This is a genomic window from Solibacillus ferritrahens (genome assembly GCF_037027585.1).
Taxonomy (GTDB): domain Bacteria; phylum Bacillota; class Bacilli; order Bacillales_A; family Planococcaceae; genus Solibacillus; species Solibacillus ferritrahens.
Genome location: NZ_JAXCLE010000001.1, coordinates 205,619 through 221,273, shown reverse-complemented (window position 1 = coordinate 221,273; position 15,655 = coordinate 205,619). Strand labels below are relative to the sequence as shown.

Genomic DNA, 15,655 nt, shown 5'->3' with positions numbered 1-15,655 from the left:
AAGCTGTGAGGTTTATTTAAATCAGCGACCAAAATTTTGATATAATTATTAAAAAGGGAAATTTTACAAAAAAGTGGAGGTTACTATTCGAAACAAAAAAATATGGTTTCTGTTGGCGGTACTTATTACGATTTTGCTAATATTCTTTTACAGTAAACGGTTACTACTTTTTAATGAGGTATCTGAATTTGATATAGCAAATATTGAAAGCGCTCGAATTTCATACCCAAGAGGATTGAATTTGTATGAACTTAATTCAAAAGAACTCGAACAACTTAGAGCAATATTAGATAGCCAAGAGGTAAGGAAGAAATTAATACCTAACATACAGGCATTTAATTCCGATTCGTATATATTTATTAATGGAAAAGAGACCGAAACAACCTATAGCATAAATTTTGATTACAAAAGAAATATCATTGGAATCAGCGAAAATCGTAAACCTATGGACCAATATATTCTAAAAAAAGATTCAGAGTTGTTTTTCTTTGTGCAAAATCTCATTAAAAATAATGTGAAAGAATTATAAAAAAGAGGTAGTTAAATTGGCAATATAAATAACAATTTAAAACGAAAAAGGTGAGTAAGCTGGAATTTAATTATAAAATTATAGGCGTAGGTTGGGCAATATGCGAACTACAGACAGCAAATGAATCGTTAACTTTTAGAGCGAGTTATCTTTCTGATGCTTTAAACGATTTGCTAAATGCTTTACTGTCGCTGAATTCTGATATGAATCCAGAATACTATGTCGATGAAACGAATTTTAGTTGGTATCAAGAACCAGGATTAACAGAGTGGCACATCAAAGCGTTTGATATAAAAAGTAACGGAGAAAACCTACACTTTAAAGTCAACCAGTATGTAGACGACACTGAAAAAGGTGCTCCAGAAACTACATCAGCATTTGCGTGCAATTATGATGAATTTATTTATTCAGTTGTAGAAAGTTTGGAACGTTTAATTCAAAAATTCGGTATAGTAGGTTATCGAGCAATATGGGTTGAAGCAGATTTTCCAGTGGTCGCCTATTTAAAGTTAAAGCATTACGCTATTCACAAAACAGCTTTCCCATTTGTTGATGGAAAAAATGGTACTCTTAAAACGATGACAAGTATGGACTATGAAATGAAATTGCTCACAACGGATTTAAAAGAATATTAATCTTCGAGAACACGAGGGCTTAAATTGAAAAATGGTGTTAGAAAAGGGGGAGTTATGTGAAACTATTTTGGGCTTGGATACTTTTAATAATAGGTATAGGACTAGCAAGTATTACGTTCGAAGATATTCCATCTGGCTGGAACACTTTATTGACCTTTTTAGGTGCGGGTTTAGTTTTATTTGGAATAATTACTATTGGTAATAGAACTAAAAAGAATAGTTTATAAATATAATCCGTAGCAGAAGAGTTTAACAATTCATGACTTATTAGTGTAACTTGGGGATTTTATCATATGAACTACGTTTAGTATGAATGTCGGTAAAGTATTAAATACACTTTCAGGAAGTGATATGAAAATTCTAAACAATTTGGTTGCCAATTGGAGAAAATACCATCAGCCTGAATTAGCAACATTAGATAGTTATAGCGAATTAACAGAAGAAGATAAAAGAGATTATATACAATTAGGTGAAATACTTAGTGAATTCGGATTTATTGAATAAGATATATAGGTTTGTGGAATTCCCCATGCTAATATTAGGGTAAAAGGGAGTGTTCTAAATAGAGGTAATATTGGTTTTAATAATTGTAATTGCTTTATGTCTAACGAACCTCATTGCTTTCAAAATATCAGGAAAAAATAAAAAGAAAAGAATTTGGGCTGGAATAATTGTCTTACTTTTAACCCCATTGGTCTTTTTTCTTACAGGTATAAGCGTAAGCCCCTTTGATCCAGGAGGATTTGGAACGGGAATGATGATGTTATTATATAGTTTTTTATTTGCTGTTAACGGTATCATCATCATCATTATTGGTTTATTTACAAAAAAGTCTCTAAACACCTAATTGGGGAAATTATAATTATCAGGGGCTTGAAACGTTCTTCCGTAAACGGGTGCAATTCTTGAATAAGAAAGCAAAAACACCGGAAATTTAATAACGGGTTCGGAACAAGTGGAGAAAATCGCAAATAACAATGGTTTTGGAAGTGCAATTAGTAAACTAATTCGCACTTCTTTTTTTCTGTTCAACACCGCATAAATTTATGTGGTCTTGCTAAAATCGATGTCAAAACTTTTGCTAAATGTTCGCATAATATCAAACGAAGGGATATGGAAAATTTATGCTAAAATAAATTTATAGATTGTGAAATAATGTGCTCAAACAAAAGAGACAGGTTAGTGAATAATTCAAGGGGGAATTGAGTTGAAAATTATTAAAATAATCCTTGCTTTAGTTGTAATGGGAATATCAGTATATGGCTTAATTACAAAAGATTTTTCGTATGGTCCAATATCATCTTTACTACTTGGTATTTTCTTTGCACTTATTGCAATAAATGAATTTAAAACGAAAGGTAAAAATAGTTGGGGAATGGTTTTTATGCCCGTATCTTTGTTAATTATCGTGATGGCTCTTTTTAGTTTCTAATTATATTTAATTAAGATATTCTCTACTATTCAGTGTTAAGCCGAAGTGTATTATTTAACCCGTCAACCGAACCTGTTATCTTTTTTATATTTTATTTTTCTTTTCAAAAAAAGCTAAAAGACACTTTTCCAAGATTATTTTTTTTTATTATCTTAAAAAAGTAAAGGCTGCTAATTATTAAAAATACCCAATAGATAACGGTGTAGGATAACAAGAAAGAATTTATATTTCCGTTAATCCAAAAAGATACTATAGACAAAGGAAATATAAGAAAAGCAATCGTAGGAGGTATGAGCTTTATCGTCTTGATTTCTAGCTTTCTCCAGTTCTTTTTCAACATCAAATAAATGGAAGCGAAAATCAATACAGCTAAACCAAGTGTGAAAAAAGCTGGTTCTATGAAACCTTTGAGGATTGGGTTCATTAAGTAAACAGCACCTATAAACCACATGGATGTCACAGATAAGAATGTTACAGATTTCGGATTTGATTCTTCATATGTCTGTAAATATTCTTCTGCTAATTGCTGAGGCTTTTTAAACCTAGAGATTACATACTTCTCAGCTTCTTGTCTGTCTTTACCTTTATCGATTTCATTTTGTATTTCTCCATTTAAATGATCTTCTATCTCATGTAATATCAGCTTTATTTCTTCTTGAGGAACACCAGTTAAGTTTTCCTTCAAGGTTTCTAGGTATTCGTTTACACTATTTTCTCTCATCATTTTCAGCATCTCCTCTCAAATTTACAGCAAAAAGTCATGAAAAATATGAAGTCTTTCTGCCAAAACTCGTTGTCCTGCTTCTGATAATTGATAATATTTTCTCCGTACACCTTCTTCGGATTATCCCAATCATATGCCACTCACATATAGGAGTCAAAGATATATGTATTTTGAGTGATGGGTGAAAAGGTATGGATTAATATATTTGGGCAATGTTGATTTGGGAAGTTTTTTTAAGGTACTTACTAAGTTTTTATAGAATAATAAAGAAATCGAAAGGAGAGGAGTATATGAATAAACGTGGAACTGGGGTTGCTTTTATAGCGATAGCTGCATTTCTATTTTCTGCAAATTACATAAGCGCAGCTATTTTTGGTTCGGGTTTAAAAGCTATAAATTGGAGTGTAGCGTTATTGCTTGTAGGAAACACTTTAAATATATTTAGCAGCATTGCTTTAATAATAGGTATAGCATACTTAGCCTGGGGGGAATATGAAGAGTTTAAAAGTAAAAAGCAATAATTAATGGCCGTTAAGATACAGAAATTCTTTATAGAGAAAAGGTTGGTGAAAGAAAATGAAATCAATACTCAAAATACCGATGAATCCAATTGCTAATCTGAAAGAAGAGCTGAAAAAAATGACGCCTTTTTCAATTGCACTTGGACATGAAAACGATGTATTTGTTCTACTGAGGGAAGAGCAAATTCCACTAATTGGTGGTTCCTTCCCTGCAACAGTTACGGAAAAAAGCTATAGATATCAAGTCATTCATCTAAAAGATGGACAAAAGAAAGTGCTGAATTTGCCGGAAGAGACATGGAATTATCATTACATACAGCCGATTGATAACGGACACATTCTCCTTGTATGCGCGCGGTCGTATTACCATGATGCTCAAAATATTGAAGAAAACGCACGAGTCTATGATGAAAATGGTTGTTTCATCCGATCCTTTTGTTTAGGGGATGGTATTGAGCATGTATACGTAACAAAGAATCAAGAGATTTGGACAGGATATTTTGATGAAGGAGTTTTCGGCAATTACGGCTGGAAGGATCCAATTGGTAGTAGTGGGCTAGTTGGCTGGGACGCCTCGGGTGGTAAGACGGATTCGCTTGAAGAGGATACGGAATATTATATTTTTGAGTGTTTGGCGTTGAATGATGTACCTAATGAAGGAATTTGGTTTTTCTTTAGCCTGGAATCGATGATTGGTGTACGGAAAGAAGGTCTCACAAAGTATTATTCAACTGAAGATATGTTTTTTAATGCATTTGCGGTAAAAGGGGAGGCAGTCGTTGCGTACCAAGGGAGAGGGGAACATGCATTTTTTGAGTTACAACGTGAAGGCAATGAATATAAGACGGTCCGTAAACTCGAACTGATGAAACCAAATGGTAAGCCTCTCGAACCGCAATTAGTGAATAACCGGGAGAATAAGCTGCTGTTTTTGGACGGGAATGAGCTGTATATGTATGAATTGTAATCCGGTGTTATTTCATCCATTAGGATTACCTCTTATTGTAACCATTAGTTATCTTATAGTAGGTATATTAACGCTTTTAACGCTATCCATTTTAAAAATAAAAGTTGAGAAAATACAGCAGGAAGAATATGCGTAATTCTTCATTTACAATAAACTCAGCATGCACTTTTACTAATACTTACGCTTATTTTTTAACCCGGCTGCATTAAAAGAACCATTAACTGTTATGTTGGCTAGAAGTAGAGCTATTTCTTGAGGGAATTCTTTTCTTCTCGTTTCTAGCCATCTTTGTATCACCCCGATATGTGCCGATGCAACATACGCAGCTAAATAGTGTTTGGAAACAAGCGGTTTCTCTTCATTTATAAGTGGACTTTGTTCCCCAAAACATGATTTTTAACATAAAGGCTTTTTGTCTTGTTTGGAATGTAAAATTTCCTTTAAGCCCATTATACTTACTTGCACTAGTGCCATGCTTTCTTGAATAGGCGTAAACCAAAGTAAACAAAAGCAAGGAAGCCAATTAACGCAACTAGAATATTTAAAATATTACCAAGAACTCCTCCTAGACCGATTAATCCAAAAAACTCAGTAATGAACCCCAATAATGCTAGCAGCAACCATATCACACCTGTGAGAAATCCAAGGAAAATTCCAGAAATACCATATTGCTGACTCATAGAAACACCTCCTTTTCAAAGGTTGTTTATTATTATAGTAAGCAGATGCAGGCAATATGATTAGGTTATCTAGATTAAGACTTAAGGCTTATTACAGTCATAGGTGAATTTGATGAGCGAGTTTTAGCACTAGTAGATCATAGAAAAAACATTGGGAAACAGCGAGAATAGAGAAGAACGAATCGCTGCCCACAACTTTTATAAAAATTTAGTATACTTAGGAAAAAGTACGGGTTTTAGCAAAAGTTTAACTAATATTTAGCTAATAACGATCTTCAATAAATGGGTGCAATTCCACTGAATTGAATTATGTCTTTCGTATTGGGAGCGTTTCTTTCACGAATTGTGTATGAAAAACTTCATAAAAAGGGTCAAATATATCTTTCTTTGTTCCAATTAAGGGTTTCCTTGTAGACGCATAACATCCCGCATAAGTTTGTCGTACGCTTCTTGTTTAAATTCAATCGGTTTTAATCGCGCACATTTAATATCAAATTTTAACAAAAACATCCATTATGGAAATGCGCCGAAAAATCCTCGATTAGACCAAAATAAGGGAAGATTTTACCGTTATTTGAAGGGTGTAGCTCATTTTGGGGTAAATAAGGGAACGTTTTACCGTTATTTCAAATAAAATCCTGAAATTTCATGTTTTTTAAGTCAATAACGGAAGTTTCTCCCCTTATTTTGACTATTTTTTATGTCATTTTCAAAATAACGGAAATTCCTTCCGCTATTTATCTCATTAACAATTCAATCTACAAAAGCTTTGTAGCCACACCGCCCGAAATGCCTGCCCCGGAATGTAGTACAACAGACGCCGAGCTTCAAAAACACATGTTTCAACGCCCGTAGCGAATCTTATTTTTTCAATTTTGTCATCCCCAACTTATGGTGATGAACCGTTATTCTGTTTCGTTACTTCTCCAAAACATTTAACTTCACCAAAGATATCGTTTTAAATGTCTAATTTTTAAAAATCGGACATGCCGAACATAAGATGCTGAAGCTAAATATCCAATATAAATTTTATTATCTTTGACCTTGACAGAGAATTAACTCAGGATTAATATATTATAAATAGCGTTTATCCTTAGTTTGGTAGTCAATATTTTGAAAATTGATTATCCATCCAAAAAGGAATTAGAAAAATAATTTTAAATAATAGGTAGACATTTTAAAAAACCTAAATTAGGTTAGTTAAAAGTAAACCGACAATTTTAAAAGTAAATGGTTTGATATTTGAAACCATTATTTTTTGATTGTCGGTTTTTTTATTTTTTTAAATGGTGCAGAGAAAAGATATTTATATGTGCATATGGGAGAAGCTAGAGGTAATACAGACTATATAATAAATGTATAACGATTAATTGTGGAGTGGAGGGATGGAAGTCATGATGGAAAAAACAAAAGGTGCTCTTGAAGCCGAAATCAGTAAGGTGTTAACTAATTGGGAGAAAAGTTATTTAGGGCGCGGTTCCGTATCGGTTAAATCAGATATCTTGCGAGATATGGTGGTTGTTGTGTTAGGAGGGGTCTTAACACCTGCAGAATATGCAGTATGCCAAAATAAAGAGGGCCTATTATCAGTCAAAAAAATGCGAAATAGCTTAGTGGAATCCGGTGTAGAAGAAATAAAAGAAGCAATACTAACTATAACAGGTATAGAAGTGGTGAGTTTTTATAGTGATTTGAGTACAATAACTGGGGAACGCATTATGGTCTTTAAGCTTTCAGAGGATTTGCAAAGTAAATTATGATGTAACAATTGAATGTAGTCATTTCTCTAGAATCATTTTAGGGAAAGAAAAGATTTATGTCCATCATTATAATAGCGGAAAAAGGAGGTTTAAATTGATATGGAAAAGAATAAGACATCAGTACCTCGCTTAGATACAAAACTAAAAAACCACCTTGAAATTTACGATACTGAAATTCATCTAAATATAAAGGAAACGATAGCTAAAAATAATGAAATAATAGAGAAAAATCGCGAAATTCTATCCTTTAAATTTGCTGACAATTTGAAAAAAACAACAGAATAAGTTTTCTTTCTTCCTCAACAATCGGGCCATTTTCTTGAATAAGAATTCAAAGGACTTATTGGTAAATTATTAAAGGCTTTTGGATTAATTTGGGTGAGCCGTATCAAAAATAAGTGCAGTTAGATTTTAATCCGTAATAGTAACTAAAGTTATAATTAAGACTTAGGCATATTCAGATAAAATGAATATGTCTATTTTTTATTTCGTAAGTTAAAAAATTACAAAGGGAGAATTTCACCAATTTGTAGGGGAAAAAAATCGTCTAATTTCTAAAAGGAGATGAAATATGCAAGTAACAAGATAAGTGAGGATGAGTAGAAGATCGCTAGTGATTGAATGACTAACAAACATAAGAAAATAATATTGTAAATAAGAAACCACATGATAAGATTACGAATAGACATACAAAAAATGTATTTTCTAATTTACATAATCTCATAATCATATATATATACTAGTATTTACAGAACGATACTATTGGAGGAATTCACATTATGAGCTATAACTTTATGCTTTCATCCATTTTATTTCTTTTCATTTTTTGTTTCATGATGTTGCTTTATTTTGCTTGGCAAAATAGAGAAACCCCTATTTCGATTAGTTATGGCTTAGGTGTGGTAGCCGCGTTTTTTTACACATTTGGATACGCTTTTCAACTTTTAAGTACGACAGTGGACCAAATGATGTTTTGGATACACATTCAGTATATAGGAATTCCTTTTGCACCGTTTATTTGGGTAATCATGATATTACAATTCACAGGTAATCAAAGATTTTTGACAAAAAGATCGATAGCTTTATTATCAATTGGTCCAATCTATACGTTAAGTGCCCATTTTACAAATGAATGGCACAATTTATTTTACAAGAGCATGACTTTAGATTATTCTCAAGGATTTCCACTTATTATTTTAGATAGAGGCCCGCTGTTTTACTTACATATTGGCTACGCTTACAGTTACCATTTAATTGGTATAGGTTTATTAATCCATTTTTATTTTAAGTCAAATAGAGAGAGAAAAAAACAAGCAGCCCTGATGATAATCGGCTCTTTGTTTGTATTTGGTTTTCCATTCATCCATTCAATGGGTGCTATAAAAGTACCAATCGATATATCTCCTTTTGGACTTGTATTTTCTTCTTTATTTTACTTATGGGGAATTTACCAATTTAATCTGCTGAAATTATCCCCTCTAGCTATGAAAAAAGTTTTTGAATCCATAAGTGATGCTGTAATTATTTTTGATATAGATAATAATTTAAAAATCTATAATAAATCTGCTAATAGATTGTTTGAACAATTACCTAATAAAAAGTTGATTGGTAACTCGGCAGCAAAAGTATTATCTCATTTTCCACCTCTAGTACAATTTATTGAACGTAAATCAGAAATAGATAGCTTAACAACACAATCAATGCAACTGAGAGAGAAGTATTATAATGTTCATTTTTCATTTGTAAATGGAAGTAATAATAAGCCAATTGGAAAAATGTTCATATTACATGACATTACAGAATCTATAAAGTATGAAGAAAGTTTACTTCAGCAATCCAAACAATATGAATATTTAGCGCATCACGACGTACTAACAGGACTATATAATCGTACTTATTTTGAAGAAGAAGTAAAACGAAAATTGGCACAGTCCAGAAAAAAAGATGCTGCATTAATGATATGTGATTTAAACTTTTTTAAAGAAATCAATGATGTATACGGACATCTAACAGGAGATAATGTATTAATTTTTACAGCAAATTGCTGGCGTGAAAATTTACCAAATCCCCACATACTAGCACGTTTAGGTGGCGATGAATTTATTATGTTTTTTGAGCAAATTGAATCAAAGGAAAAGTTTATAAAGCAAATAAATGAGGTACGTTATGTCTTCCAGGAGAATTTGTATAAGCGAGACGACATCGAAATTGAAGTTGTGCCAAGTATTGGATTTGCTTTTATTGAAGAAGATGGTATAGATTATGAGTTTCTTTATCATACTTGCGATACGCGTATGTATGAAGATAAAAAGAATATAAAAGAACAGTATTTAATGAAAGAAGTATAGTGAACCCCATTAAAAAAATCAACATATAGAGCTTGTAGCAAAAGAAGTAGAAGCCTCATTTGATTTGTATTTAAGTGCAATATAAAACCGCATGTACTCATATTACGGAGAACCCTATCATAAAAAACACAGAAAACTTAATCTGTGTTTTTTAATGTTATAAGTTATTATTTCCTTCCACAAGTATGCCCGTTAGTGCAAGAACGCTTCTTTTATTGATTTAAAAGTCTTGTAATAAATCCATCATCTTCATCCGTCACTAGAAAATCAAAACCTAAATGCGCGGCACCGCCAAGTGAAATTGCCCAAAATGCGATACTTGCGGTCATTAATACTAAAGTTTTTAGGCGTGTACCACCAAAAGTGACAGCTAATAATGCTGTTAAATGAGTACCTATAAAAAATGGACCGATAAACGCTAAACCTGGTAAACCATATTTTTCGCGAATTTTCTTCGCACGTTGATGACGTTTAGAATCATTTGTTTCTACATTTGTTTTTTTCTTTTTACGCCAATTACGGATTGAGTCTACAAATATAATAAATAAAGCAACCGTTAATAAATTCCCTAAAATGGCGATAAGAATCACTGGGACTGCCGGCATACCCCCGATAATTGCAATTGGTACGATCATTGTCACTTCAAAAAAAGGAATTGCAGCTAATATAAAGATAATAAAATATGTCCAAATCATTTATAATCCCCCTTACTAAAATTTCATCATTAAAAGTCCTCAAATTTCCTCTTTGCCTTCTGTTTCAATTTAAAACCAAACCGGCCTGTATGCTCATCGTTTTTAACCAATAATTGATATGCAGAAAGAATAGTAAGACCGCGAACCGATATATAAAGACCAACAGCTATTAAAAACACAAAAACCGGATAATAAGGAACCAAAATGCCCATCTCTAATTTGTTCTCCAAGGCAAAAGCCAAGAATCCCACAGCTAGTAAACAAGCACCAATCACCATTATTCCTGAATGTTTTCTTTTAAAGCCCTCGTATCTTCCTGTTAGCTCTTTAAAATAATTGGAATCAAATAATAAAACTTCTTTTTTGAGAATGGAATATTGCCCTTGATCAAAACCTAATGTTGCAAAAGAAATGATTCCTAATGTAGCGATGACAATAATCAAGAGAACCCCTAGCATTGAATTTGTCCCCATAATTAAGTACGGTTCAAATGCCAATGCAAAAAGTCCAAATCCCAACGCGATATGTTTAGCAGTTTTTTGTGTGCTTAACAAAAAACCTTCTGCCATCTCTTTGCTTACATAATAACCTTCTTCATTTCCTTCATTGTTTTCAACAGAATCTTTTAATAAGTAATCAATCGATACCTCAAAGATATTTCCTATCATTAAGAGTTTTTCTGTTTCAGGAAATCCTTGACCGTTTTCCCATTTGCTAATTGCCTGTCTTGAAGTGTTTAGTTTTTCAGCCAAAGTTTCTTGAGAAAATCCTTTTTCTTTTCTTAGCTTAAGTAGTTTTTCTCCAAATCCCATTTATTTCAACTCCCTTATATTTTGTTAGTTATAATGTATAAAAACAGGGACCCTTTTTCTATCACGTGGTGAATGCAAATTGTCAACTTGAGGTTGCATTGTTGTTATAACGGGCTTTTAAAGCCTTTTCCCGCAAAAAAATTTAGAAAGTAATTTACGATAAAAAATTAAATTAAGGAGCCTGTTATTTTTCATTATAGGGCATATTGAGGAGTAACTTTAAGTTAAATTGGAAATTTATGTTATGATTTAAAGCGGGATTGTGAAGGATATATGGAGCTTGTGGAGAAAACTGATTAAATTTTAATTTGAGGTGAAATGATGAATACGCAAATAAAAGGTTGGCAAAAACTCGTTATTACAGTTACAGGAATATTGGTGCTCCTTTTAGTTTTTTTCAATCGCCATACGCAAGTTCGAGATAACTCCGATAAGCAACACTACAGAACAAACCATTTTTTCAAAAGGTGTTCCAAACAATTGTTGAATAAATCCAAAAGACCAAAGTACAACAAAAAACCAACATATAACGGTTATTCCTCTTTTGTATTTATCTAGTTTAAATCTACCAACAATCAACGTAAAAACTCCTCCAATAATAGCAATACCGATATTTATAAAAGATATTGGTAGCTGTTCTGCTAATGATTCAGACCTTCCACCATTAACCCATGTGAATGGTACTATTTCGTTTATAATAAGAAAGTGGATTAAGATAGTCAAAGAGTAAAAAATAATTCCCATAAATAAAGCAGTTCTCATACTAATTTTCCTTAGTTTTTCAATAATAAAATCACCTCGTTTTTCTTCCTGTTTCAATTTTATTAATCGAGTAATATGACTATACCTATATCGCTTACCATCTGACAGGTAACTGAAAGTAAGATTTCGAAGAGTGGTCAAAAAACACCATTATGCTTTTGCACATATAAGGGATATTCAAAAAAAAAAATCTCTTATAAACTATGTTCCAATAAAAAATCGGTAAACGCTGCTACACCAATGTTTACCGATTTTTCTTATAGCCAAAACTTTGATTTTGAAACGTTATTAATTTAATTTTGTATCCTTTATAAATCTTTGCAGTTATAAGGTAAAGACTTATATAAAAAGAATTTTTGTTGTCATTCTTCTCTTTTCAACCACTCTTCTAATGTCATCATCTTAAAATCCTCTGGAAAATCTAATCGAATGGGCGTAATCAATTCAATGGAGTTACCATCTGGATCATCAAAATAGATTGCAGCGTGGGCGTGAGGATTGTTAGGTAATATAAGTGGTTGGTGATATTCATCAAAACCAAATGAAGTACGAATCCCGATTCCTTTTTCATTCAACCAGTTCTTAGCCAAAATGATATCTTCTTTCTCAACTCGAAATGCGATATGACGGATGGAAGGGTGATAAGGAAGTTCAACTTTATCGCTTACCCATAACCCAAGCCAACTTTCTTCTTTTACAATCCAGAAAAAAGCTAATTTATCTTGCTGATAGGCTAGCTCTAGTCCCAAATTTCGATAAAATGAAATTGAGTTTTCTAAGTGACTTACTGGTAAATGAGCTTCATATAAACCTTTTATCAAAGTAATACCTCTCTTATTAAGATTATTATATTTATATTTTATATCAAATTAAGGAAATATTTCCCTCGTTCAAAGGTCTAAACTTACTTAATCATTTTCCCCCTGTTCTTTATTTTTTTGCTTTTGTATTTATGTATTTCCCTTTTTTAGAATATAGACTGATAAATTTGGGTATAAAGCATAATGATGTAAAGTTTTTTTATCATTGTTTATAAGTAATGTATTTCAGAGGAGGTTTTATTGTGGCAGAGAACAAAGACAAAAATGTTACAAAAAAAGAGGATGGGGAACGTGAAATTCTAACTACTCGTCAAGGACACCCTGTAAGGGACAACCAAAATATCCGTACAGTGGGTAACCGTGGACCAGCGACTTTAGAAAATTATCACTTCATTGAAAAAATTTCACATTTTGACCGTGAAGAGGTGCCTGAACGTGTAGTACATGCACGTGGTTCAGGTGCTTTCGGTTATTTTGAAACTTACGGCAAAGTTGGAGATGAGCCTGTAGAAAAATATACCCGTGCAAAAGTCTTTTCTGGTGCCGGTAAACAAACGCCACTTATGGTACGTTTTTCCACAGTGGCAGGTGCAAAGGATTCACCTGAGACTGCACGAGACCCGCGCGGCTTTGCAGTGAAAATGTATACGGAAGATGGCAACTGGGATCTTGTAGGTAACAATTTAAAGATTTTCTTTATTCGTGATGCTATGAAGTTCCCTGATATGATACATGCTTTTAAAGCAGATCCGGCTTCCAACGTACCGAATCCACAGCGTATGTTTGACTTTGTTTCACGTACACCGGAAGCGACGCATATGATTACGTTCCTATTTTCACCTTGGGGTATTCCAGCGACATACCGCCATATGCAGGGGTCAGGTGTTAACACATATAAATGGGTTAATGAAGAAGGTAAAGCTGTACTTGTAAAGTATCACTGGGAACCAAAACAGGGCATCCGCAATTTGACACAAGAAGATGCAAACTCCATTCAGGCTACAAACGTAGGACATGCTACACAGGACTTATATGAATCAATTGAACGTGGAGAGTATCCAGAGTGGGAGCTGTTTGTTCAGATTATGGAGGATGACTATCATCCAGAACTGGATTTCGATCCACTAGATGACACAAAACTTTGGCCAGAAGATAAGTTCCCTTGGTTGCCTGTAGGTCGTATGGTGCTTAACCGTAACCCTGAAGATTTTCATGCAGAAATCGAGCAGGCTGCATTCGGCACTGGTGTTCTAGTAGACGGTATGGATTTTTCGGACGATAAAATGCTGCAGGGGCGTACATTCTCTTATTCAGATACACAGCGTTACCGTGTAGGCTCAAACTACTTAAAATTGCCAGTCAACTCACCAAAGGTACCGGTTCGTACAAATCAGCAGCGTGGTCAGATGGATACGCGTGATCCTAAAGAATCCGGTGAAAACCCACATATTAATTATGAACCGTCAATGATTGGTGGGTACCGTGATGCAGGGGATAAAAAATATCCACCACATCAGCCTTCTTATAATGCTGCATTAATGAGTGAACCTATTGATCGCCCGAATAACTATGGTCAAGCAGGTGAAACATACCGCAGCTTTGAAGACTGGGAACGTGATGAGCTCATTAATAACTTATCGGATGCACTGGCAATCTGTGACCAGCGCATTCAGGAGGCGATGTTTAACCACTTTACACAGGCTGATGAAGATTACGGCCGCCGTGTTAAAGAAGAGACTGAAAAGAAAATGAAAGAAATTGAAAAGATGGCTCAGGAAGGTAAGCTACCAGGCCGAGAGTCAGGTATTTCTAAATATGGACAGGGTACTACCGCTGCGAATGAAGCAACAAAAGATGCAGTGAAGAAAAGCCATGAAGCAGACCCATATTAACGATTAAAAAAGAACAACTGGATAGATGCTACAAACTCTAAAAGTTAGAGTTAAAAATTCACCTTTGATTTGACCCAAAGTTAAATTTAGGTAATTGGCGAAATTAAAAGACTTATGTTTGGTATTCCACCAGGCTTAGGTCTTTTAATTTTATTGCGATTGGCAGTGGAAGAGCGTTGAGATACTCAATTAATCATAAAAAGTTCAACGTATTATGAAAAGGCTAGCGGGCCCATTGGGACCGGATATATGAGTGAATAAAACCAGATTAAAAAGCAGGCATGCTCAGCATGTCTGCTTTTGAGCTCGAGCAGCGTTAGGATATAAACAAACTGCTAAAAAGGAATTACACTGACTTTCCACAAAACCAACTAATAGAAGCTAATCGTTATTCCACAATCGGGCCATATTGTTGAATAACAGTTTTATGTGTAATGTTACCAAACAACGCTTTATGAATGTTTTAAAGGTATTCCGAATATATATAGCGAAATAATATTCAGGGAGGTGAGGATAAAAATGAAAAAGATTATAGTGGGATTAATTCTTGTAATATTTACAGGCATTATATTCTGGATACGGATAAATCCACCTTTAGAATATGGTACTATTGCTGGCAATAGTGAGTATACATCAGTTGTTATAGGACTAGGGAATAAAGGGTTTAATGATATTCAAATAACTAAAGTATATGTTAATAATGGAGAGACTCCCTCTGAAGTAAAAATGCAAATTAATCATCCTGACAAAGGTTTCATTGTAACAGATGACTTTTCATCTTCAGAAGCAGCTACGTATGACTTTTTTAGTTTATTGGACGCAAAGATAGAAAGAGGAACTATAATTGGTGAGATTTATGAAAGACAGGATAAAAAACAAGTAAAAGAAGACGACAAAATTTATGGTTTAACTATTTTAAATGAACAACCGATTTATAAAGCAACAATACAATACCGTTATTTAGGGATGCCATATAAATTTGAAGTGAATGTTAAGTAGGTCATTAAAATGAGCAGTATATTGTATACATATTAAAAAAAAGTTCCCAAATGAAAGTTTGGAAAGAAGCCGAAATCC

The 15,655-nt window shown here is 33.4% G+C and carries 21 protein-coding genes; 14 read left to right on the top strand and 7 right to left on the bottom strand.

The window, feature by feature from the left end; genetic code table 11:
* The first annotated feature begins 112 nt into the window (after nucleotides 1–112).
* The 6 genes from SNE38_RS01145 (at nucleotide 113) to SNE38_RS01120 (ending at nucleotide 2,596) form a co-directional block, all read left to right on the top strand.
* Nucleotides 113–529, top strand: coding sequence for a hypothetical protein (locus SNE38_RS01145; protein WP_336045695.1), 417 nt, complete (start codon nucleotides 113–115; stop codon nucleotides 527–529).
* A gap of 50 nt (nucleotides 530–579) precedes the next feature.
* A complete protein-coding gene (locus tag SNE38_RS01140; protein WP_336045694.1) occupies nucleotides 580–1,164 on the top strand; it encodes a hypothetical protein in 585 nt (194 codons plus the stop codon).
* 56 nt (nucleotides 1,165–1,220) lie between these two features.
* Nucleotides 1,221–1,391, top strand: coding sequence for a hypothetical protein (locus SNE38_RS01135; RefSeq protein WP_336045693.1), 171 nt, complete (start codon nucleotides 1,221–1,223; stop codon nucleotides 1,389–1,391).
* Nucleotides 1,392–1,473: 82 nt separating this feature from the next.
* Entirely contained in the window at nucleotides 1,474–1,668 is a 195-nt protein-coding gene (locus tag SNE38_RS01130; RefSeq protein WP_336045692.1) for a hypothetical protein, read from the top strand.
* A gap of 70 nt (nucleotides 1,669–1,738) precedes the next feature.
* Entirely contained in the window at nucleotides 1,739–2,011 is a 273-nt protein-coding gene (locus tag SNE38_RS01125) for a hypothetical protein (protein WP_336045691.1), read from the top strand.
* A gap of 360 nt (nucleotides 2,012–2,371) precedes the next feature.
* The gene (locus tag SNE38_RS01120) at nucleotides 2,372–2,596 is read left to right on the top strand and encodes a hypothetical protein (RefSeq protein ID WP_336045690.1); all 225 of its coding nucleotides are present in this window, start codon (nucleotides 2,372–2,374) and stop codon (nucleotides 2,594–2,596) included.
* A 103-nt stretch (nucleotides 2,597–2,699) separates the two neighbouring features.
* On the opposite strand, the gene SNE38_RS01115 is transcribed toward SNE38_RS01120, so the two are convergent.
* Nucleotides 2,700–3,320: an HAAS signaling domain-containing protein gene (locus tag SNE38_RS01115; protein WP_336045689.1), complete on the bottom strand. Its 621-nt coding sequence runs from the start codon at nucleotides 3,318–3,320 to the stop codon at nucleotides 2,700–2,702.
* A gap of 290 nt (nucleotides 3,321–3,610) precedes the next feature.
* On the opposite strand from SNE38_RS01115, the gene SNE38_RS01110 reads away from it, so the two are divergent.
* From SNE38_RS01110 to SNE38_RS01100, 3 genes are all read left to right on the top strand, one after another.
* Nucleotides 3,611–3,841 carry a hypothetical protein gene (locus tag SNE38_RS01110; RefSeq protein WP_336045688.1) on the top strand — a complete coding sequence of 77 codons (231 nt, stop codon included), beginning with the start codon at nucleotides 3,611–3,613 and terminating at the stop codon, nucleotides 3,839–3,841.
* Between the two features lie 79 nt (nucleotides 3,842–3,920).
* The gene (locus SNE38_RS01105; protein WP_336045687.1) at nucleotides 3,921–4,808 is read left to right on the top strand and encodes a hypothetical protein; all 888 of its coding nucleotides are present in this window, start codon (nucleotides 3,921–3,923) and stop codon (nucleotides 4,806–4,808) included.
* A complete protein-coding gene (locus tag SNE38_RS01100) occupies nucleotides 4,798–4,944 on the top strand; it encodes a hypothetical protein (protein ID WP_336045686.1) in 147 nt (48 codons plus the stop codon). Before SNE38_RS01105 ends, SNE38_RS01100 begins: the two co-directional genes overlap by 11 nt.
* A 35-nt stretch (nucleotides 4,945–4,979) precedes the next feature.
* On the opposite strand, the gene SNE38_RS19270 is transcribed toward SNE38_RS01100, so the two are convergent.
* Nucleotides 4,980–5,105: a TetR family transcriptional regulator gene (locus tag SNE38_RS19270; protein WP_408022372.1), complete on the bottom strand. Its 126-nt coding sequence runs from the start codon at nucleotides 5,103–5,105 to the stop codon at nucleotides 4,980–4,982.
* Between the two features lie 167 nt (nucleotides 5,106–5,272).
* Nucleotides 5,273–5,488, bottom strand: a complete 216-nt coding sequence (locus SNE38_RS01095; RefSeq protein ID WP_336045685.1) for an ABC transporter — start codon at nucleotides 5,486–5,488, stop codon at nucleotides 5,273–5,275.
* A 1,397-nt stretch (nucleotides 5,489–6,885) separates the two neighbouring features.
* On the opposite strand from SNE38_RS01095, the gene SNE38_RS01090 reads away from it, so the two are divergent.
* From SNE38_RS01090 to SNE38_RS01080, 3 genes are all read left to right on the top strand, one after another.
* Nucleotides 6,886–7,248 carry a DUF2294 domain-containing protein gene (locus SNE38_RS01090; RefSeq protein ID WP_336045795.1) on the top strand — a complete coding sequence of 121 codons (363 nt, stop codon included), beginning with the start codon at nucleotides 6,886–6,888 and terminating at the stop codon, nucleotides 7,246–7,248.
* Between the two features lie 99 nt (nucleotides 7,249–7,347).
* Entirely contained in the window at nucleotides 7,348–7,533 is a 186-nt protein-coding gene (locus SNE38_RS01085; RefSeq protein ID WP_336045684.1) for a multidrug transporter, read from the top strand.
* A 494-nt stretch (nucleotides 7,534–8,027) separates the two neighbouring features.
* Nucleotides 8,028–9,596: a histidine kinase N-terminal 7TM domain-containing diguanylate cyclase gene (locus SNE38_RS01080; protein ID WP_336045683.1), complete on the top strand. Its 1,569-nt coding sequence runs from the start codon at nucleotides 8,028–8,030 to the stop codon at nucleotides 9,594–9,596.
* Between the two features lie 212 nt (nucleotides 9,597–9,808).
* On the opposite strand, the gene SNE38_RS01075 is transcribed toward SNE38_RS01080, so the two are convergent.
* The 4 genes from SNE38_RS01075 to SNE38_RS01060 all read right to left on the bottom strand — a co-directional run bounded on the left by SNE38_RS01075 (nucleotide 9,809) and on the right by SNE38_RS01060 (nucleotide 12,686).
* The gene (locus tag SNE38_RS01075; RefSeq protein ID WP_336045682.1) at nucleotides 9,809–10,291 is read right to left on the bottom strand and encodes a small multi-drug export protein; all 483 of its coding nucleotides are present in this window, start codon (nucleotides 10,289–10,291) and stop codon (nucleotides 9,809–9,811) included.
* 29 nt (nucleotides 10,292–10,320) lie between these two features.
* Nucleotides 10,321–11,103: a helix-turn-helix domain-containing protein gene (locus SNE38_RS01070; protein WP_336045681.1), complete on the bottom strand. Its 783-nt coding sequence runs from the start codon at nucleotides 11,101–11,103 to the stop codon at nucleotides 10,321–10,323.
* Nucleotides 11,104–11,490: 387 nt separating this feature from the next.
* Entirely contained in the window at nucleotides 11,491–11,922 is a 432-nt protein-coding gene (locus SNE38_RS01065) for a hypothetical protein (protein WP_191705387.1), read from the bottom strand.
* 305 nt (nucleotides 11,923–12,227) lie between these two features.
* Nucleotides 12,228–12,686 carry a VOC family protein gene (locus tag SNE38_RS01060; protein WP_191705388.1) on the bottom strand — a complete coding sequence of 153 codons (459 nt, stop codon included), beginning with the start codon at nucleotides 12,684–12,686 and terminating at the stop codon, nucleotides 12,228–12,230.
* 242 nt (nucleotides 12,687–12,928) lie between these two features.
* On the opposite strand from SNE38_RS01060, the gene SNE38_RS01055 reads away from it, so the two are divergent.
* Nucleotides 12,929–14,578, top strand: a complete 1,650-nt coding sequence (locus tag SNE38_RS01055; protein ID WP_336045680.1) for a catalase — start codon at nucleotides 12,929–12,931, stop codon at nucleotides 14,576–14,578.
* 519 nt (nucleotides 14,579–15,097) lie between these two features.
* On the top strand, nucleotides 15,098–15,577 hold the full coding sequence (locus SNE38_RS01050) for a hypothetical protein (protein WP_336045679.1): 480 nt from the start codon (nucleotides 15,098–15,100) through the stop codon (nucleotides 15,575–15,577).
* Nucleotides 15,578–15,655 lie beyond the last annotated feature (78 nt).